Source organism: Streptomyces sp. NPDC088725 (genome assembly GCF_044751305.1).
In the GTDB taxonomy this organism is placed as follows: domain Bacteria; phylum Actinomycetota; class Actinomycetes; order Streptomycetales; family Streptomycetaceae; genus Streptomyces.
This window is the reverse complement of record NZ_JBIVLO010000014.1, coordinates 102,454-121,052: the sequence shown is the minus strand read 5'-3', so window position 1 is coordinate 121,052 and position 18,599 is coordinate 102,454. Positions and strand designations below refer to the sequence as shown.

Annotated in this window: 17 protein-coding genes and 1 pseudogene; 9 read left to right on the top strand and 9 right to left on the bottom strand. The window is 69.1% G+C overall.

Annotated features, from left to right (window positions below; translation table 11 throughout):
* Positions 1-9: 9 nt before the first annotated feature.
* The 4 genes and pseudogenes from ACIP6N_RS27995 to ACIP6N_RS27980 form a co-directional block, all read right to left on the bottom strand.
* Entirely contained in the window at positions 10-468 is a 459-nt protein-coding gene (locus ACIP6N_RS27995; protein ID WP_401820095.1) for a helix-turn-helix domain-containing protein, read from the bottom strand.
* Positions 465-978 (bottom strand): annotated as a pseudogene (locus tag ACIP6N_RS27990) (DUF6879 family protein). The gene ACIP6N_RS27995 and the pseudogene ACIP6N_RS27990 overlap by 4 nt, the downstream one beginning before the upstream one ends.
* Entirely contained in the window at positions 962-1,168 is a 207-nt protein-coding gene (locus ACIP6N_RS27985) for a hypothetical protein (protein ID WP_401820093.1), read from the bottom strand. Before ACIP6N_RS27985 ends, ACIP6N_RS27990 begins: the two are co-directional and overlap by 17 nt.
* Before the next feature lie 254 nt (positions 1,169-1,422).
* Complete coding sequence (locus ACIP6N_RS27980) at positions 1,423-1,680, bottom strand: mycoredoxin (RefSeq protein WP_361736080.1); 258 nt, start codon at positions 1,678-1,680, stop codon at positions 1,423-1,425.
* A gap of 178 nt (positions 1,681-1,858) precedes the next feature.
* Between ACIP6N_RS27980 and ACIP6N_RS27975 the strand changes: the two genes are divergently transcribed.
* The 4 genes from ACIP6N_RS27975 (at position 1,859) to ACIP6N_RS27960 (ending at position 5,443) form a co-directional block, all read left to right on the top strand.
* Positions 1,859-4,069, top strand: a complete 2,211-nt coding sequence (locus ACIP6N_RS27975; protein ID WP_401820091.1) for an ATP-dependent DNA helicase UvrD2 — start codon at positions 1,859-1,861, stop codon at positions 4,067-4,069.
* A gap of 180 nt (positions 4,070-4,249) precedes the next feature.
* The gene (locus ACIP6N_RS27970) at positions 4,250-4,579 is read left to right on the top strand and encodes a hypothetical protein (RefSeq protein ID WP_401820089.1); all 330 of its coding nucleotides are present in this window, start codon (positions 4,250-4,252) and stop codon (positions 4,577-4,579) included.
* Positions 4,580-4,754: 175 nt separating this feature from the next.
* Positions 4,755-5,123, top strand: a complete 369-nt coding sequence (locus tag ACIP6N_RS27965; RefSeq protein WP_401820087.1) for a WhiB family transcriptional regulator — start codon at positions 4,755-4,757, stop codon at positions 5,121-5,123.
* A complete protein-coding gene (locus ACIP6N_RS27960) occupies positions 5,120-5,443 on the top strand; it encodes a hypothetical protein (protein WP_401820085.1) in 324 nt (107 codons plus the stop codon). Before ACIP6N_RS27965 ends, ACIP6N_RS27960 begins: the two co-directional genes overlap by 4 nt.
* Before the next feature lie 84 nt (positions 5,444-5,527).
* On the opposite strand, the gene ACIP6N_RS27955 is transcribed toward ACIP6N_RS27960, so the two are convergent.
* Both ACIP6N_RS27955 and ACIP6N_RS27950 read right to left on the bottom strand, forming a co-directional pair.
* Positions 5,528-7,030, bottom strand: a complete 1,503-nt coding sequence (locus ACIP6N_RS27955; RefSeq protein ID WP_401820084.1) for an ABC1 kinase family protein — start codon at positions 7,028-7,030, stop codon at positions 5,528-5,530.
* Positions 7,031-7,145: 115 nt separating this feature from the next.
* Positions 7,146-8,297, bottom strand: a complete 1,152-nt coding sequence (locus tag ACIP6N_RS27950) for a ThiF family adenylyltransferase (RefSeq protein ID WP_401820155.1) — start codon at positions 8,295-8,297, stop codon at positions 7,146-7,148.
* A 219-nt stretch (positions 8,298-8,516) separates the two neighbouring features.
* On the opposite strand from ACIP6N_RS27950, the gene ACIP6N_RS27945 reads away from it, so the two are divergent.
* Entirely contained in the window at positions 8,517-9,068 is a 552-nt protein-coding gene (locus ACIP6N_RS27945) for a M48 family metallopeptidase (RefSeq protein ID WP_401820082.1), read from the top strand.
* A 205-nt stretch (positions 9,069-9,273) separates the two neighbouring features.
* Here the strand turns inward: ACIP6N_RS27945 and ACIP6N_RS27940 are convergent, their stop codons facing one another.
* Both ACIP6N_RS27940 and ACIP6N_RS27935 read right to left on the bottom strand, forming a co-directional pair.
* Positions 9,274-9,807 (bottom strand): NUDIX hydrolase, encoded by a 534-nt coding sequence (locus tag ACIP6N_RS27940; protein WP_401820080.1) that lies wholly within the window; start codon positions 9,805-9,807, stop codon positions 9,274-9,276.
* Positions 9,804-11,303, bottom strand: a complete 1,500-nt coding sequence (locus ACIP6N_RS27935) for a zinc-dependent metalloprotease (protein ID WP_401820079.1) — start codon at positions 11,301-11,303, stop codon at positions 9,804-9,806. The genes ACIP6N_RS27940 and ACIP6N_RS27935 overlap by 4 nt, the downstream gene beginning before the upstream one ends.
* A 414-nt stretch (positions 11,304-11,717) precedes the next feature.
* Between ACIP6N_RS27935 and ACIP6N_RS27930 the strand changes: the two genes are divergently transcribed.
* From ACIP6N_RS27930 to ACIP6N_RS27920, 3 genes are all read left to right on the top strand, one after another.
* Positions 11,718-12,830 (top strand): SDR family oxidoreductase, encoded by a 1,113-nt coding sequence (locus ACIP6N_RS27930; protein ID WP_401820078.1) that lies wholly within the window; start codon positions 11,718-11,720, stop codon positions 12,828-12,830.
* Positions 12,831-12,901: 71 nt separating this feature from the next.
* Positions 12,902-13,363 carry a molybdenum cofactor biosynthesis protein MoaE gene (locus ACIP6N_RS27925; RefSeq protein WP_401820153.1) on the top strand — a complete coding sequence of 154 codons (462 nt, stop codon included), beginning with the start codon at positions 12,902-12,904 and terminating at the stop codon, positions 13,361-13,363.
* A 430-nt stretch (positions 13,364-13,793) separates the two neighbouring features.
* A complete protein-coding gene (locus ACIP6N_RS27920) occupies positions 13,794-14,888 on the top strand; it encodes a PDZ domain-containing protein (protein WP_401820077.1) in 1,095 nt (364 codons plus the stop codon).
* An 81-nt stretch (positions 14,889-14,969) separates the two neighbouring features.
* On the opposite strand, the gene ACIP6N_RS27915 is transcribed toward ACIP6N_RS27920, so the two are convergent.
* Positions 14,970-15,527, bottom strand: coding sequence for a PPA1309 family protein (locus ACIP6N_RS27915; RefSeq protein WP_401820076.1), 558 nt, complete (start codon positions 15,525-15,527; stop codon positions 14,970-14,972).
* Between the two features lie 154 nt (positions 15,528-15,681).
* Here ACIP6N_RS27915 and ACIP6N_RS27910 point away from each other — a divergent pair, with 154 nt between their 5' ends.
* Entirely contained in the window at positions 15,682-18,588 is a 2,907-nt protein-coding gene (locus tag ACIP6N_RS27910) for a UPF0182 family protein (RefSeq protein WP_401820152.1), read from the top strand.
* Positions 18,589-18,599: the final 11 nt, after the last annotated feature.

Genomic DNA, 18,599 nt, shown 5'->3' with positions numbered 1-18,599 from the left:
GGCTTGCCGTTACAGCTTCCCCGCTACCGCCTTGCTCGTATCTGCCGGGGAGTGAGCGAGGCTGGCCCGTACGTATTCCGGCGTGGCCAGTAGCCCGGTAATCATCGAGAGCAGGAAGTAGCGCATGTGCGTCGAGGACGCTTCGAGCGCCTTCAACTCCGCTTGCCGTGTCCCCAGCCCCTTACGGCGTGACTCTCGCAGATTCCGCCACTCGGTGTTGGCCAGCCTGGCGAGTGCGGAAACCTCGGCGACCAGTTCCGGTGGTGCTTCAAAAGCTCTCAGGATCTGTGCCACGTCGACAAGGGATGGACGCGTCTTGCCGTTCTCGATCCGGCTCACCTTGGACTGAGACATGTTGCAGCGCGCCGCGAGCCGATCCCCGGAGAGACCGGCTCGCTTGCGTAGATCTCGGAGTAGCGAAGCAAGTTCCGGACCGGACTCGCCAAGCTGCTCGGCTTCGAACGTCACTCCTTCACGTACTTCAGGAAGGGAATCGATTCAGTGATGGCGATATGCTGGAACTCGATGAAGTCCGTCGGCTCACCCTCGTACAGTTCGCGACTGATCTGCGTCCCATCGTTCTCGTAGTGCATGAGAACGACCGTCGAGTGATCGAACATCCAGAAATCCCGCACGCCCGGCAGTGGATTCTCTCGGTCCGTCACGTTGAGGATTCGCACGTCTTCTCCGGCAAGTACGTGAGGGGCGTAGTACCGGGAGAACTCGAAGCGCAGGTATTCGGAGCGGCCGAGTCACGATGTGCACGCGACCCTTGCGCTTCCCTTCACCGCGAAGTCGCTTCAGGTCTTCTGTGTATGCGGACGAGTAGGTGTGCGGGTCGATTCGCTTACCGGCCCGGAAGGCTTCGAGCTCTCCGGATTCCTGCGGTACGAGGCATTGGGGCAGAGTCTCCAAGCGCCGTGCCTCCGATTGGAACTCCCGGAGCATCGCCCGCCACTCGTCACCATCCAAGAGCACGAACAGCCTCCCGAAGAACGCTCTCGGGAATCTCCACAAGCCCTTCCCCCTGCGGAGGGATGAAGGCGTCGGACGTGTCGCCCTGTACGACGAACGTTCCCAGCTGCGTGCGGTACACGTTCGGGCAGTCGTCTTCGTCGCACTCCCCATTCCCGTTCCCGGTAAGCCGAGTCAGCTCTTCGCGTGCCATCGAAACCCCCTTGTTCGTAACCCCGGTTGGGCCGCTGGACGCGACCGTATGAGGGGCACGCTCGGGCGTCCATGCGCGAACGTGGGTATGCACGTTGTTGCATGAAGTACCCCGGCGAGGCGCCGCACAGGACTGCGGCGGCCTGTCTTGACGGCGGGTGACTGGCTGTGCGCGGGCTCGCTGCCCGCTTCCCCCACATGCAGAGCGGCCCCCTCCGGTGACCTTGACCAGAGGGGGCGCCGCGCTGGAGAGCGTCAGACTGCGAGAGCCTGCTTCACCTGGGCGAGGCTCGGGTTCGTCATCACGACCTCGTCGCCACCAGTGGCAGGAACTACCCGGACAGTCGGCACCGTCTGGTTGCCGCCGTTCGCCTTCTCGACGAAGGCCGCCGACTCCGGGTCCTGCTCGATGTTGATCTCGGTGTACGCGATTCCTTCGCGGTCCATCTGGCCCTTGAGCCGACGGCAGTATCCGCACCACGTGGTGCTGTACATCGTCACAGTGCCCGGCATGGTCTCTCGCGCTCCTCTGTTCGGCCTGATGCGTCCTCCGCGTAGGGGGCAACGTACAAGGGCCGGTCACCATTCCCACACCGGTCGTAGCGGGATCTCCGTCACGTTCGTATGACCGGCGGGCCTCCCCTGTGGACAACCGCCGCGGCTGCCTCCGGCGACCTGGCAGCATGGCGGGGTGACAGCAGCAACGCACTCCTCACTCTTCTCGCTGGAATCGGACGGCGGCCAGATGGCGCCTCCGCCCCGCGACGCCGACGCGGTGCTCGAAGGCCTCGACCCCGAGCAGCGGGCCGTGGCGACGGCGCTGCACGGCCCTGTGTGCGTGCTGGCCGGTGCCGGTACGGGCAAGACGCGCGCCATTACGCACCGGATCGCGTACGGGGTGCGTGCCGGGATCCTGCCACCCGCCGGTGTGCTGGCCGTCACCTTCACCAACCGCGCTGCCGGGGAGATGCGCGGACGGCTGCGGCAGCTCGGGGCGGGCGGCGTCCAGGCGCGCACGTTCCACTCGGCGGCCCTGCGGCAGTTGCAGTTCTTCTGGCCGAAAGCGGTCGGCGGTGAGCTGCCGAGGCTCCTGGAGCGCAAGGTCCAGGTGGTCGCGGAGGCGGCGGCGCGCTGCCGGATCCGGCTGGACCGCAATGAGTTGCGGGATGTCACCGGCGAGCTGGAGTGGGCGAAGGTCACGCAGACGGTGCCGGCGGACTATCCGGCCGAGGTGGCCAAGTCCCACCGCGACGCCCCGCGTGACCCGGCCGAGATCGGCCAGATCTACGCGATGTACGAGCAGCTCAAGCGCGACCGCTCGGTGATCGACTTCGAGGACGTACTGCTGCTGACCGTCGGCATCCTCCAGGACAGGGCGGACATCGCGGACCAGATCCGCGGCCAGTACCAGCACTTCGTGGTGGACGAGTACCAGGACGTCAGCCCGCTCCAGCAGCGGCTGCTCGAGCTGTGGGTCGGAGACCGGGAGAACCTGTGCGTCGTGGGTGACGCGAGCCAGACGATCTATTCCTTCACCGGCGCCACCCCCGATCACCTGCTCGACTTCCGCACGAGGCACCCGGGCGCCACCGTCGTGAAGCTGGTCCGGGACTACCGTTCCACTCCGCAGGTCGTCCACCTGGCCAACGGCCTGCTGAACCAGGCGCGCGGCCGCGCGGCCGAACACCGCCTGGAGCTGATCTCACAGCGCGAGCCGGGGCGCGATCCGGTCTATACGGAGTACGCGGACGAGCCCAGCGAGGCGGAGGGCAACGCCCGCAGGATCCGCGACCTGATCGCGGCGGGCGTCCCGGCCGGGGAGATCGCCGTGCTGTACCGGATCAACGCGCAGTCCGAGGTCTACGAGCAGGCGCTCGCCGATGCCGGAGTGCCGTACCAACTGCGCGGGGCGGAGCGTTTCTTCGAGCGTCAGGAGGTCAGGGAGGCGGGCGCCGCGCTGCGCGGCGCCGCCCGCTTCGGGGGCAACGACTCCCTGCTCGACGATGTCGTGGACCTGCCGTCGCAGGTACGGGCGGTGCTCTCCACGAAGGGCTGGACGACCGAGCCGCCCACGGGATCCGGCGCGGTCCGGGACCGCTGGGAGTCGCTGGCAGCCCTGGTCCGGCTCTCCGAGGACTTCGTCAGGGCCAGGCCGACGGCGACGCTCGGCGATCTGGTGGCCGAGCTGGACGAGCGCGCGGCCGCGCAGCACGCGCCGATGGTGCAGGGCGTCACGCTGGCCTCGCTGCATGCCGCGAAGGGCCTGGAGTGGGACGCGGTGTTCTTGGTCGGGCTCACCGAAGGGATGATGCCGATCACGTACGCCAAGACCGACGAGCAGGTTGAGGAGGAGCGCAGGCTCCTCTACGTCGGGGTCACCAGGGCGCGGCTGCATCTCTCACTCTCCTGGTCGCTCTCGCGGACGCCCGGCGGCCGGGCGTCCAGGCGCCCCACCCGCTTCCTGAACGGGCTGCGTCCCGGCACGTCGGGGGCCGGTGTCCGGGCCGTGGCCGTCGGCTCGGGCGGATCCGTCGAGCGGGGCGGCGCCGGCGCGCGGCACAAGCGCCGCGCCCTCGCGCGGTGCCGGGTGTGCGGGAAGACGCTCACGGAAGCCGGCGAGATGAAGCTCATGCGCTGCGAGGACTGCCCCTCGGACATGGACGAGGCGCTGTACGAGCGGCTGCGCGACTGGCGCGCGGACCGGGCGGAGGAGCTGAGCCAGCCCGCCTACTGCGTGTTCACGGACAAGACACTGATGGCAATCGCCGAGGCGGTGCCGGGCAGCGACGGCGAGTTGGCTCAGATCCCAGGGGTGGGCAGTCGCAAGCTGGTCCGGTTCGGAGCGGATGTGCTGGCCATCTGCGCAGGTGAAGAGGGTGTGGAGGACCGCGGGAAAAGCTGATGCGAACTCGTCGAAAAAATAGTTTGCGCGGGCCCGGGGAAGCCCCATAGGTTCTTAACCACGGGAACGGCGGGCTTCTGAGAAGCCCAGTCCCCGTGCTCTACTTTGTCCAAAGCACCAACCGCACACATGTGACCGGCTTCGGCCCGTCACCCGAGACGCCGAGAGGAGGCGATTCCAGTGATCAGCATTTATGACATCAGCCCCGTCAGCACCGTCAAATTTACCGATCTCGCGGTCGTCTCCGTCCGCACGCTCGGTTTCTGCGGTTCTGAACTCATCGCCACTGGTCTGTCCGCCGGCTCGGCCGCGCGTACGACCGCCCTCTCGGGTCTGCCCGTTCGTCCCGTCCGGGTGCGCGATGAGCGACCGGGAGAGGCACTGGAAGCAGGAGTAGCGACAGCAGCGGCCAAGGTCGGCGCAGCCGCGGCGACCGGTGCCGAAATCAAGAATCAGCACCACACGATGTGGGCCTTCCGTGGGCTCGAACCCTGGAGTGATCCAGCCTGATCGACCATCAGGCCGGCGCCTTCAGGGCCGCGGAACCCCACCCGGGATCCGCGGCCCTTCTGTTTTTCCCGAACGGGAAAGACGGTGCTGAAGGGGCCTCGGGACAAGAAACACCTGGTACCCAAGCCGACACCCGGCCAACAGGCCGGACCGACCAGACGAGGAACTACCTCCCGTGCAACTCGAAGCGCACGCCCCGTCCGTACCGCCTTCCGAAAAGATCACCCCGCCCGGCCTCACGGAGGACTCCACCTTGATCCCCCTCACCGCGCTCACCGCGCTCGACGACGCCATCGAGAACCTCGGCGTACCCGTTCCCTGCCGCGCCTACGACCCGGAAGTCTTCTTCGCCGAGTCCCCGGCCGACGTGGAGTACGCCAAGTCGCTCTGCCGCACCTGCCCGCTGGTCGAGGCCTGCCTCGCCGGGGCCAAAGAGCGGCGTGAGCCGTGGGGCGTCTGGGGTGGCGAACTGTTCGTCCAGGGCGTGGTCGTCGCACGCAAGCGGCCGCGCGGCCGTCCGCGCAAGAACCCGGTCGCGGCATGAACGTCACCGGAACCATTGACCGTCCCTACACGCACGATCCCCAGAAGCAGGCTCCGATGACCTCTTCCGCGAGCGAGCCGTCAGGCTCCGCCACCCCGGCTGTCTCTCCCATGGGCGCGAACGATTCGCGTCAGAACAGGACCCGCGAGATGCAACTCATCCCAGAAGCCATGGCTCGCGCCCATATGGAGCAACGCATGCGCGAAGCCGACGCGGAACGCCGGTCCGTGCGTCTGGTCGCCGGCCGGCGGATGCAGCGGCGCGCCGAGCGTATCTCGCTGCGCGCCCGCCGCGCGCTGGCCATGGCCGTCATGCAGTAACGGCTTGCCTGCTCCGGCGGCTGCCCGTCAGTTCCCTCGCCGGGGGCCGGTCTTCACCGACCGGCCCCCGCGTCGCACCGGACGTCAGGCTTCCGCCTCGCCCGGTTCCGGCGTCCCGTTCGCTTCTTCAGTTCCCTGAGCCTCGTCAGTTCCCTGAGTCTCCTCCGCGCCTTCCATCTCTTCTGTCTCTTCTGTTTCTTCCTCGTCTTCGAGCACGAACCCGGGCATCCAGCCTTCGAGTTCGTCCCTGAGCCGCACGGTCGCGTTGAGCTGGCAGAGCACACCGATGGTGCTGAGAGTGACGCGGTGGATCAGCAGGTAGTACGGCGGCAGGTTCAGCTGCTTGCCCAACTGGTAGGCGGGGGAACGGGGATCGGCGATCCGCGTGCCCTGGTTGCGCATCCAGGTCCGGGAGAAGGTGAACTCCTCGACCGCGGCCGGCTCGATGATCGGCAGCACGTAGTCCAGCACCGCGTCGGGATCGAGATCGACGGACTCCCTGACGAAGCCCTCCCGCCGCAACAGGTCGTACACCGCCTCGGCCTCTCCCTCCAGCGCCAGCCGCAGCGCCTCACCGATGATCTCGGGCAGCCCGCCGGGCAGCCGGTTCACCGTGCCGAAGTCCAGCACCCCGAGCCGGAACTCGCCGCGCGGGCCGTTCTCCCCTTCGGAACCTTCCGACCTCTCCGCCTCTCCTTCTCCCGCCTCTGCCGGGGGCAGCAGCCGGAAGTTCCCCGGGTGGGGATCCGCGTGGAGCAGACCGGTACGCGCCGGACCCGAGAAAAGGAACCGGGCCAGCAGCTGACCGGCACGGTCCCGCTGCTCGGTAGTGCCGTTGGCGATGATGTCGGACATCGGCGTGCCCTCCATCCACTCCGTCACCAGCACCTGCTCGCTCTGGTGCACCACATCCGGCACCACCACATCGGGATCGCCCGCGAACACTTCCGCGTGCTCCCGCTGGGCCTCCGCCTCCAGGCTGTAGTCCAGCTCCTCCGACACCCGGTCGCGCAGCTCGGTGATCAGCGGCTTGATGTCCATCCCCGGCATCAGCGGCCCCAGCAGCCGGGCGAACCGGCTCAGCTGCGACAGATCGGACAGCAGTGCCTCGCCCGCCCCCGGGTACTGCACCTTGACCGCGACCTCGCGCCCGTCATGCCACACTGCCCGGTGTACCTGTCCGATCGAGGCGGCCGCCGAAGGCGTGTCCTCGAACTCCAGGAACAGGTCACGCCAGTCCTCGCCCAGCCGCTCCGCCAGCACCGCGTGCACCGTGCGGACCGGCATCGGCGGCGCCGCTTCCTGGAGCTTGGTGAGCGCCGCCCGGTAGGGACCCGCCACCTCTTCCGGCAGCGCGGACTCGAAGACCGACAGCGCCTGGCCCAGCTTCATGGCGCCGCCCTTGAGCTCTCCGAGCACCTTGAAGAGCTGGTCGGCCGTGCGCTGCTGCAGCTCCCGGGAGACGATCTCGGCGGACTTCCCGCCGATCCGCTTGCCGATGCCCCATGTGGCCCGGCCGGCGAAGCCGATCGGCAGTGAGGCCAACTTCGCGGTACGGGTGACCGCCTTCCGGGGAAGATCAGACATTGCGCCCCTCCTAGGCAGTATTTGCGAAAGTCCCGTCCTGCCCTCCGGGCGGACGGCGCGCTACTTTCGCAACACGCCCTGATCCCAGACAGCCATGCCACGCCATGTACGGCGGCTACCTCACCATTGTGTCGTGCCCAGCCCCAGTCCTGGCGATGCGCTCCCCCTCCGATTTCCCGGCGGCGCCGCAGGCGCAGTCCTGATGCGGCACGATCCGCTCCGATCGCCAGTCGAGCAGCGGCAACGATGCCTCCCATCGTGCCCCCGTACTCGCGGGCAGCTCGCCGTCCAGGAAGGACAGCGCGTGAGCTGCCGTCAGCCCCGCCACCGTGCCCGCCAGCGCCACATCACAGGCGGGCACGGCTGCCGCGCGGCGCCCCGACCGCCACTGCGCCAGCATCCGCGGCCACCCCGGATCGCGGTCCGCGCGCTCCCGTGCCACACAGCCCGCACAGGCCGTGCCGCCCGGCAGTACGAGCGGCCCCACCACTCCTGTGACCTCGATCACGCCCGCGTACAGATGCGGAGTGCCCGTGGCGACCCAGGGCTCCGCCTGCACCGGATCAGGGGCGTAGGCCGCGAGCCCGTCCCGGGGAGCGACGATCACCAGTGAGAGCGCGGGCTCGCCCCCGGGCGAGGAACGCACCCGCTCCGCCGCCCTCGGCACCCGCCCACCCGGCGCCGACCGCCGCACGAGCTGTCCGGCCGCCGTGTCCCTGCGCTCACCCACCGACCCGTCCGGCAGCCCGCCCGGCGCCACATCCGAGGCCTCCACACATCCACTGTCCAGGACATCGACCCGCCCCACTCCGGAGGCCGAGAGCAGCGCGGCGACGCCTGCACCGACCCGGCCGGCCCCGCGGATCTGGACCCGCATCGACCGCCGCGCCGCCAGGCGCCGTATTCCCGCACCCGGTTCGCGGTGCACGACGGAGAGTGACGCCAGATCGGGACGCATCCGCTCCAGCCCGACCCCATTTTTCCGTAATTCCTCGACCGCGCCGCCGCCCGCCGTCGCGTCGTCGATCAGCCCCGCCGCCGTCAGCCGCTGCACCAGAGAATCCGCCTGGTGCTCCGGCAGCCCCATCGCGCGGGCCTCCTCCCGCAGTCTCGGCAGTCCCCGCGTCCCGTCGAGCAGTTCCAGAAAACTTCCTGTGGCCGTATCGACCGGCCCCACCAGGACCGCGTGCGCGGGCGTGATCCCGAACTGCACCGTCTGCCGTTCCCGCCACGCGCGCCGCAGCGCCGGTTTCACCATCGGATGCATATCGGTCGGATGCATGTCGGTCTCCCCGTCGATCTGTCATCGGTCGTTGCCGGTCGCTTCGATCTCCGTGATCAGAATGCAGGGAGCCGCTGATCGGTGCGGAAAGTTATCCACAGGTCAGGTCATTAGTCGTTCAAATGGTGCATGGTGCGAAATGGATCAACGCGGAACAGCCCAGGAGACGGGACTTCTCGCCCATACAGCGGGTAACGTCGTGGCGTGTCCGTCGATCCTTCCCCTCGCCTCGGGACGAGCGCTGTCGAGGTCCGCAGGAGCGCCCGCCGCAGCAGGACCGTCTCGGCCTACCGCGAGGGCGACAGGACCATCGTTCTGATCCCCGCCCGCATGTCGGAGGCGGAGGAGCGGCGCTGGGTGCGGGTGATGCTCGACAAGCTCGCCGCGCAGGAGAGCAAGCGCACGCTGGGCGACGCCGAGCTGACCGAGCGCGCCGAGCGGCTGTCCGGCCAGTATTTCGACGGCCGGGCGCGACCCGCTTCGGTGCGCTGGGTGACCAACCAGAACACCCGCTGGGGCTCCTGCACCCCCGCCGAGGGCAGCATCCGGCTCTCGCACCGGCTCCAGGGAATGCCGGAGTACGTGGTCGACTACGTGCTGCTCCACGAGCTGGCCCATCTGCTCGTACCGGGACACGGCCCGCGCTTCTGGCGGCTGCTCGAGGCATACCCGCGCACCGAGCGTGCCCGCGGATTCCTCGAAGGCGTGGTCGCGGCCGAGCGCATGCCCCACCAGCCCGCCGCACCGGGAGAATGACCGCCCGTCACCTGCGACAGGGCCTTGCGGCGGAGTTCGGCGCGGGCCGTCCAGGGCGCGCGCGGTCAGTACCGGAACTACCCGGACTACGCCTGGAGCCGACCGGGAACAGACCTCGGGCGGGGCGGTCTCCGGTGAGAACCACCCGCCCGAGGTCCGCCCAACGGCCCGTCCCAGGTCCGCCCGATGTCCGCCCGCCCGGTGGTCAGGCCCGTTCCGCCAGCGCCGCGCGCGTACGGGCCACCAGGCGTGCGACGGACCCGTCGGCGATCTCCGCCGCCTCGTCGTAGCCGAACCAGCGCAGGTCGAGTGATTCCTCGCTGATCTGCTCGACCGAGCCGGCCGGGGCCAGCGCCACGTACTGCACATCGAGATGCTGGTGGCAGGGGGCCGGGATGGGGTGCCTGTCGAGCTGTACGGGCCCGCCGGGCAGCAGCGTCAGCCCCGCGATTCCGGACTCCTCCGTCGCCTCACGCAGCGCGGCCTCCTCCAGTGTGCGGTCGCCGGGCTCGCAGTGGCCGCCCATCTGGAGCCACATGCCCAGCTTCTTGTGCAGCGTGAGCAGCGCGCGGCCCCGGTCCTGATCGACCACCAGGGCGCTCGCCGTGAGATGCCCGGCGCCGCACGCCTTCCACATGGCGTCCGGGCGGGCCGCCAAGTGCTCCAGGTAGGACAGGCGCAGCGCCTCCTGGTCCTCGTAGCTCTTCAGCACGAGGACCGCGTCGTCATGCAGGCTCACTTGTCGCTGTCGCCGTTCGTGTCGCTGTCCGTGTCGCCGTTCGCGTCACCATCGGTGTGCTTGCCGGTCTCGCCGGTGTCTTCGGCAGCGCGCTTCTTCAGGTCCGGCTTGCCGTCGGCCGCCTCGCCCAGCATCTTGTCCAGCTCCGAGAAGTCCAGCTGCTCGTGGTGGACGAAGCCGTCCGGGTCGTCCAGATCGGAAGCCGTCGGCAGCATGTCCGGGTGCTCCCACAGCGCGTCCCGCCCGTCGACCCCGCGCGCGTCCGTGAGCGAGGCCCACAGCCGGGCCGCGTCCCGCAGCCGGCGCGGCCGCAGCTGGAGCCCGATGAGCGTGGCGAACGTCTGCTCCGCGGGACCGCCGGAAGCCCGGCGCCTGCGCAGCGTCTCCCGCAGCGCGTCCGCGCCCGACAGCCTGCTTTTCGCGGCCTCGTGCACCACCGCGTCCACCCAGCCCTCGACCAGCGCGAGCGCCGTTTCGAGCCGGGCCAGCGCGGCTTTCTGCTCGGGGGTGTCCTCCGGCTGGAACATGCCCTGCTGGAGCGCTTCCTGAAGCTCCTCGGGATGGCTCGGGTCGAACTGCCCGACCACGTCCTCCAGCTTCGAGGTGTCGACCTTGATCCCGCGCGCGTAGCCCTCGACCGCGCCGAACATGTGCGAACGCAGCCACGGCACATGCGCGAAGAGCCGCTGATGAGCGGCCTCGCGCAGCGCCAGGTAGAGCCGGACCTCGTCCTTGGGGACACCGAGGTCCTTGCCGAACGCCTCGATGTTCAGCGGAAGCAGCGCGGCCTTGCCCGCGGGGCCCAGCGGCAGCCCGACATCGGTCGAGCCGACGACCTCTCCGGCCAGCACACCGACCGCCTGACCGATCTGCTGGCCGAACATCGCGCCGCCCATGGAGCGCATCATGCCGATCAGCGGACCGGCGACGTTCTGCATCTCCTCCGGCAGTACGTCACCCATGGCCGCGCCCACGCGCTCCGCCACCGGGTCGACGAGCTGCTGCCACGCGGGCAGCGTCGCCTCGACCCATTCGGCGCGGCTCCACGCCACCGCCGTATGGGCGCCGGAGGGCAGCGAGGTCGCGCCGTCCAGCCACAGATCGGCCAGCCGGACCGCCTCGTCGACCGCCGCGCGCTCGGCCGGACCCACGCTCGCGTCCTTCGTGCCGTCGGACGTACCCTGCGCGACCACCTGCCGGGCGATCTGCTTGGCCATGTCCCAGTTCACGGGACCGCCCTCGAAGCTGAGCATCTGGCCGAGCTGCTGGAAGGCGGCCCCCAGATCATTCGGATTCATCGAACCGAACATCGCTGCGAAGGGGTTGTCCCCACCGCCCGAGCCGCCCGGCAGTCCGAAACCGAAGTTACCGAAGGGATTGCCGGGGCCCGAGCCGCCGCCCGCACCCTGACCACCTCCGGCAGGGTCCTTCTTCTTGCCGTCGCCGTCCTCCGGCTCCTCCGGCGGAAGGCCGAATCCGAATGGGGTGTCACTCACGGGTTTCCTCGGCTCGTTGGGCCGCCGGCTTAGCGCCGACGGCGACTGCCCGACTACACCACCCAGCCTAGGCCCTGTCCGGCGGACCTTCGCGGGCCCGGAACGCCTGGCACGGCACCTCGCCGCGTTGTCGGACTCATCCGAGTACGTCCAGTACAAGAATGATCCTCCGCCTTGCGATGCACCGCACCGGGCGCCCCGGGCCGATCCACGAATATCCGTCGGACAGGACCTCAACGTCACCGCGCCGGGACGGGCGGTGTCGCGCGCCGCCCGTCCCGGCGCACCGCTCCGACACCCGGGTGGCTACCGGGCTCGGTGCTTCGGCGGCCGCGGGCCTGCGGCAGGATGGGCGTCACCTGGTACGTACGCGTCATTCGCTCACGTACTGAAGACAACCGCTGGAGACGCCCGGTGAGTTCCCCAGATCCGCAGGTTCGCGCAGCGCGAAACCGCCCGACCCCGACCCCGTCCCGCGGCCCCGTCGTCGCGGTCACCGGCGCCGCCACCGGCGTCGGTTACCTCCTCACCAGACGCCTGGCAGCCTCCGAGGCGATCAAGCAGGTCATCGCCATCGACGAGCGCAGAGGTGACGTACCGGCGGCGCGGTGGCACACCCTCGATGTCCGCGACCCGGCCATCGCGGAGAAGCTGCGCGGCGCGGACGTGGTGGTGCATCTGGCGCTCGACCTCGATCTGGAGACCGACGCCGCCGCTCGTACGGCCTACAACGTGCGCGGGACCCAGACCGTGCTCACCGCCGCCGCGGCCGCCGGGGTCCACCGGGTCGTGCTCTGCACCTCCGCCATGGTCTACGGGGCGCTGCCCGACAACGACATCCCGCTCTCCGAGGACGCCGAACTCCGCGCGACCGCCGAGGCCACCGGTGTCGGCGACCTGCTGGAGATCGAGCGGCTGGGCCGCCGCGCGCCCCGCGCGCACCCCGGGCTCAACGTCACGGTCGTACGGCCCGCCGTGCTGGTCGGGGGTACGGACACCGCGCTCACCCGCTACTTCGAGTCGCCGCGGCTGCTCGTCGTCGCGGGATCCCGTCCCACCTGGCAGTTCTGCCACGTCGACGACCTCGTCAGCGCGCTGGAGTACGCCGCGCTGGAAAAGGCCGAGGGCGAGTTCGCGGTCGGCTGTGACGGCTGGCTGGAACAGGAGGAGGTCGAGGAACTGAGCGGCATCCGCCGGATGGAGCTGCCCTCTGCCGTCGCTCTGGGTGCGGCGGCGCGGCTGCACAGGATCGGCCTCACCCCCTCGCCGGCGGGGGATCTCGCGTACACGATGCATCCCTGGGTGGTCAGCGTCAGCCGCCTGCACGACGCGGGCTGGCGGCCCCGGTGGACCAACGAGGAAGTCCTGGCCGCGCTGCTCGAAGAGGTCGAGGGCCGCCACACCGTGGCCGGCCGCCGGCTCGGCCGCAAGGACGCGACCGCGGCCGGAGCGGCGGGCGCGACGGTCGCGCTGCTCGGTACGGCCGCTCTGGTGCGCCGCGCCCGCAAGGCCCGGCGCGGGCGATGACGGGGACATGGCGGGACGGCGGCGCGGGCACCGGCTCCGCGCGGCCCGCCCCGTACGGCACGATGGAGGGTATGGCGCGTGTGAACGACCACCCGGGTGAGCAGCCGGATCGGGACCCGATCCGGCTGCTCGCGATCCGAGACACCCCGCTCTCCGTGGACGAGGTCTTCGGCGCGGTCGGTGACGATGCCGCAGGCGGCACCGTGCTGTTCGTCGGCACGGTGCGCGACCACGACGGAGGCGCGGCCGTCGATCTGCTCGGTTATTCCGCCCATCCGTCGGCCGTGGACGAGCTGCGGCGCGTCGCGGAGAAGGTCGTCGCCGACTACCCGGTGCGGGCCCTGGCCGCCGTCCACCGGGTGGGCGATCTGGCGGTCGGTGATCTGGCCGTGGTCGTCGCGGTCTCCTGCCCGCACCGGGGCGAGGCGTTCGAGGCGTGCAGGCGGCTGATCGACGATCTCAAGAGCGAGGTCCCGATCTGGAAGCATCAGACATTCTCGGACGGAACGGAAGAATGGGTTGGGGCGGGCTGAAACCCGCGAAGCGTCCGTACGGCCCGATTTGCGTAACCGGATCGCTGCGAGCAGCGTTGTCTCAGCGGATGTCTCAGTGGATGTTTCGTCCGCGGATCGGTCTGTTACAGACGTTCATGGGGGTTTCCGGAGGTCCGAGATGGCCGCACTTGCCTGGTTGCTGATCCCGCTCTTCGCGGCTGTCTGCGCGACGATATGGGGAAGCTGGGCGTCCAGAACCCGAACCACCGGGGACATAGCCGAGCTGAACGGCTACGCGCGCTTCCGTGACGCGATGGACAAAGCCGGCGGGTCCGATTCCGACGCTGTGTGACGCGTCGTAGAGTCCCCGCCTCCGCGCCGCCCCCCGGTGCCGCTCCCCCCCCGCCGCAGTCCCCGTACGGACCGGCCCCAGCGGTGCACTCAGGGACCCTTCCCGTACTGTCGTTCCATGCCACGCCGCACCGCGACGATGCTCGCTGCCACCCTCGCCCTCATCGCGCTGCTCTGTGCGGGAGTGCTCATCAAGGTGCCGTACGCGGAGATGAGCCCCGGGCCGACGGTGAACACCCTCGGTGACGCGGGCGGCGAACCGGTACTGCGGGTCTCGGGGCACAAGACGTACCCGACCTCGGGGCATCTCAACATGACGACGGTCCGGGTCACCGGTGCGAACTACCGGATGAACGTCGTCGAGGCGGTCTACGGCTGGCTGGCCCACGACTACGTCGTGGTGCCGCACGACACCCTGTATCCGGACGGCACGACGGAAGAGCAGTCGACCCAGGAGAACGCCGAGGAGTTCAGCCAGTCCCAGGAGAGCGCCAAGGTCGCGGCCCTGAAGGAGCTGAACATTCCGGTCACCTCGCGGATCATCGTCTCCTCCGTACTGAAGAAGAGTCCGTCCGAGGGCAAGCTGCATGCCGGAGACGTCATCAAGGACGTGGACGGGACGCCGGTCAAGGCGCCGGCGGACGTCGCGAAGCTCGTGACCAGGCACAAGCCCGGCGAGAAGGTCGTCTTCACCATCGTCCCGGCCAAGGCGGCGGCCGCGGCGGAGAAGGCCCACAAGGAGCCGCAGGGCACCGAGCAGGTCACCGTCACCACGCAGAACTCCGCGGACAACGGCAGGCCCCGGGCGGTCGTCGGTATCCAGGCGGGGACGGACCACACCTTCCCGTTCACGGTCGACATCAAGCTCGCCGATGTCGGCGGACCGAGCGCCGGGCTGATGTTCTCGCTCGGCATTGTCGACAAGCTCACGCCCGGATCGCTCACGGGCGGAAAGTTCGTCGCCGGGACGGGGACGATCGACGACAAGGGCGCGGTCGGTCCCATCGGTGGCATCGACCTGAAGCTGATCGGCGCGCGCAACGCGGGCGCCCGTTACTTCCTCACCCCCGACGAGAACTGCGCGGCGGCGGCCGCGGACACCCCGGCCGGCCTCACGCTGGTCAAGGTGAAGACCATCGCCGACGCGAAGAAGTCGCTGGACGAGATCCGGACGGGGCACACGGCCGGTCTGCCGAGCTGTTCGGCAGGCTGACCGGCCGCGTTCCCCAACGCGCGGAAAGATCAGGGCGGTTGCGCCGTCCCACGCTGACGCGGTGAGGCGGTCAGCGCCCGATCAGCCCTCGAACGTCGCGGAAAGAGCCTCCGCGAGCCCCGGGACCAGGTCGGCGCCTGTGAGTACGTCGGTCGCCGTGTCCTTCTCGCGCAGCCGCAGCGCCGACTCCCGCGCGCCGTCCCGCAGTACGGCCACCGTCATCCGCACCTCCTGCCGGTCCGGGTGGGCGGCGACCCACTCGGCGAGTCCGGCCTCGTCGAGACCTTCCGGTACGGACGCCTCCGCGGAGGGCGGCAGCATAAGCCGCTCCACCGCCAGCGCGCAGCCGGCCACCGCCGCCGGCCAGGCGATGGTGGCGAGGAATTCGTCCAGCGGGGTCCCGTTGGGGATCTCGTCCTGTTCGATGGGGGTCAGCGGTGCGGTCGCCTCACCGTCGTCGAGGCCCAGTTGGGCCGCGAGTTCCGGTTCGTCGGTGCGCAGCCGCGCCGTGTCGACGAGGGCGAAGAGGCGGGCCGGCTGATCCCAGCCGAGCCCCGACACGTACTCGTCGATTTCGAGCACCGCGCGGGTGAGCGGGCTCGCGGCCATGGGTGTACCTGAGGGAGAAACGTTGGACATGGTCAATATCCTGCCTCCTTCGGACCCCGGGACGGGAACTAGGTAAAGCCTCAGTAAGTTGACATGGATGGGCCCTACGATCGCGGGGCCCCCTTTGACACGCTGAAATCACACGACCGCGAACTTATTAGAGGTGCGCACGTTGGCTTTCCAGATGCCGGACCGCGGCTCAGGCCCGACCGGGCCACGGATGAGAGTGGGCCGGCCTTCCAGACGTGCTCGGACTCTGCTCATGACGTTGGGCGTGTTGGCCGTGCTGGCCATGGCGTTCGTCATGTTCTCGGGGTTCTGGACCGACTGGCTCTGGTACCGCTCCGTTGATTACTCATCGGTGTTCACCACCACGCTCCTGACCAAGATCGGTCTGTTCGGGGTCTTCGGACTGCTGATGGCCCTCCTGGTCGGACTGAATATCTGGCTGGCACACCGGCTCAGGCCGCCGCTCAGCGCGATGTCGATGGAGCAGCAGAACCTCGATCGTTACCGGATGGGCATCGCCCCGTTCAAGAAGTGGGTGCTGCTCTCGATCACCGCGCTGGTCGGGCTGATCGCGGGTGCCTCCGCCGCGAGTCAGTGGCGTACGTGGCTGATGTGGGTGAACGGGGTGCCCTTCGGGCAGAAGGACCCCCAGTTCCACAAGGACGTGTCGTTCTACGCGTTCGATCTGCCGTGGTACCGCTTCCTGCTGGGCTTCGGCTTCGCGGCCGCCGTGCTGTGTCTGATCGCCGCGGCGCTCACCCACTACCTGTACGGCGGACTGCGGGTCACCAGCCCGGGCGCGCGGGCAACGGGCGCGGCCACCGGCCATCTCTCGGTGCTGCTCGGCTTCTTCGTGGCACTCAAGGCCGTGGCGTACTGGCTGGACCGGTACGGCCTCGCCGTGAAGTCCAGTGACTTCAAGGCGGCGGGCAACTGGACCGGCCTGCGGTACGTCGACGCCAACGCGTACCTGCCGGCGAAGACGATCCTGTTCTGTATCGCGATCATCTGCGCCGTGCTCTTCTTCGCGACGCTCTGGCGGCGTACGTGGCAGCTGCCGGTGATCGGCTTCGGTCTGATGGTGCTCTCGGCGATCCTGATCGGCGGGCTCTACCCGGCGATCGTGCAGAAGTTCCAGGTCCAGCCGAACGAGCAGGCCAAGGAAGCGCCGTACATCAAGAAGAACATCGACGCCACGCGCACGGCGTACGGCATCGATGACGCGGACGTGACGAACTATTCCGGCAAGGGCGCCCCGGACAAGAGGGCCGAGCAGCGCAAGGCGGCCGACTCCGCCGCCAGCTACCGGCTGGTCGACCCGAACGTCGTCTCGCCCGCCTTCCAGCAGCTCCAGCAGGAGCGCAAGTACTACCAGTTCCCCGCCACGCTGGACGTCGACCGGTACAAGACCCCGGACGGCAAGCTCCAGGACACGGTCGTCGGGCTGCGCGAGCTGAACATCACGGGTATCCCGAAGCGCAACTGGATCAACGACCACTTCACGTACACCCACGGGTTCGGTGTCATCGCCTCCAAGGGCACGGGCACCGTCACCGACGAGAACGACGGCACGGTCGGCGCCCCGGACTTCACCGAGTCGGGACTGCCCACCTCCGGCGGGTTCGGCACGTACGAGCAGCGCGTCTACTACGGCGAGAAGACCGAGCAGTACTCGATCGTGGGCGGCCCCCAGAAGGAGCTGGACTACGAGAAGAACGGCGAGAAGACCAGGACCACCAGCTACCAGGGCAAGGGCGGAGTCGATCTCTCCAGTCCGCTGAACCGCGCGGCCTACGCCGTGACGTTCAACGAGCCCCAGATGCTCTACTCCGGCGCTGTCGGGGACGGGTCGCGGATTCTCTACAACCGCACGCCCAAGGAGCGCGTCGAGGCTGTCGCTCCCTGGCTGACCATCGACGGCGACGCCTATCCCGCCGTGGTCGACGGCCGCATCCAGTGGATCGTCGACGCCTACACGACGAGCAACGGCTACCCGTACGCGTCCCGTACGACGCTCGGCGACACCACGACCGACTCGCTGACCAGCCAGCAGCGGGCCGTCGTCGCCCAGCAGAACCAGGTCAACTACATACGCAACTCGGTGAAGGCCACGGTCGACGCCTACGACGGCACGGTCAGCCTGTACCAGTGGGACACCAAGGACCCGGTGCTCAAGACCTGGATGAAGGCGTTCCCCGGCACGGTGAAGGCGAAGACCGACATCAAGCCGGAGCTGCTGGCCCATCTGCGGTACCCGCAGGACATGTTCAAGGTGCAGCGCGAACTGCTCACCCGCTACCACGTCACCGACGCCGCGCAGTTCTACAGCGGCAGTGACGCCTGGCAGGTGCCGGACGATCCGACCAACCGGAACTCGAACGCGGTTCCGCCGTACTACCTGAGCCTCAAGATGCCGGGGCAGACCGGGCAGAAGTTCTCGCTCACGACGACGTTCACGCCCAACGGGCGCCCCAGCCTAGGGGCGTTCATGGCGGTCGACGCCGATGCGACCAGTCCGGACTTCGGCAAGATCAGAGTCCTCAGAGTGACGTCCACGGTGCAGGGCCCCCAGCAGGTGCAGAGTGAGCTGAACGGTGTCGACAAGGTCGCCGAGTTCGTCAGGAACCTGCGCGGTACCGACTCGGACATCGAGTACGGCAACCTGCTGACGATCCCGGTCGACGGAGGTTTCCTCTACATCGAGCCGGTCTACGCGCGCGGCGGCAGCGCCAACTACCCGTTGCTCAAGATGGTTGCCGCTTCCTACGGAGGCAAGACCGTCTTCGAGGCGAGCCTGACCGAGGCGCTCAACGCGGTGTTCGGCGAGGAAGGCGCTCAGCCGCCGGCCACGACACAGCCGCCCGGCGACACCACGAATCCCCCGGCCACCGGTGGCACGGCGCTGAAGGAGGCCATCGCCGACGCCCAGAAGGCGTACGACGACGGTCAGGCGGCGCTGGAGAAGCAGGACTGGACGGCGTACGGCAAGGCGCAGGACGCGCTCCAGGAGGCCCTGGAGCGCGCGGCTGACGCCCAGTCGTCGAAGCCGGCGGGCGGCAGCAGCGGGGGGAAGAACAGCTGAGAAGCTTGATC

Bases quoted from the DNA above. Each gene is read 5' to 3' on its own strand.
- ACIP6N_RS27985 (WP_401820093.1), bottom strand. From the start codon at position 1,168: ATGGCACGCGAAGAGCTGACTCGGCTTACCGGGAACGGGAATGGGGAG.
- ACIP6N_RS27980 (WP_361736080.1), bottom strand. From the start codon at position 1,680: ATGCCGGGCACTGTGACGATGTACAGCACCACGTGGTGCGGATACTGC.
- ACIP6N_RS27960 (WP_401820085.1), top strand. From the start codon at position 5,120: ATGAACGTCACCGGAACCATTGACCGTCCCTACACGCACGATCCCCAG.
- ACIP6N_RS27955 (WP_401820084.1), bottom strand. From the start codon at position 7,030: ATGTCTGATCTTCCCCGGAAGGCGGTCACCCGTACCGCGAAGTTGGCC.
- ACIP6N_RS27950 (WP_401820155.1), bottom strand. From the start codon at position 8,297: ATGCATCCGATGGTGAAACCGGCGCTGCGGCGCGCGTGGCGGGAACGG.
- ACIP6N_RS27925 (WP_401820153.1), top strand. From the start codon at position 12,902: ATGGCGCGTGTGAACGACCACCCGGGTGAGCAGCCGGATCGGGACCCG.
- ACIP6N_RS27920 (WP_401820077.1), top strand. From the start codon at position 13,794: ATGCCACGCCGCACCGCGACGATGCTCGCTGCCACCCTCGCCCTCATC.
- ACIP6N_RS27915 (WP_401820076.1), bottom strand. From the start codon at position 15,527: ATGTCCAACGTTTCTCCCTCAGGTACACCCATGGCCGCGAGCCCGCTC.
- ACIP6N_RS27910 (WP_401820152.1), top strand. From the start codon at position 15,682: ATGCCGGACCGCGGCTCAGGCCCGACCGGGCCACGGATGAGAGTGGGC.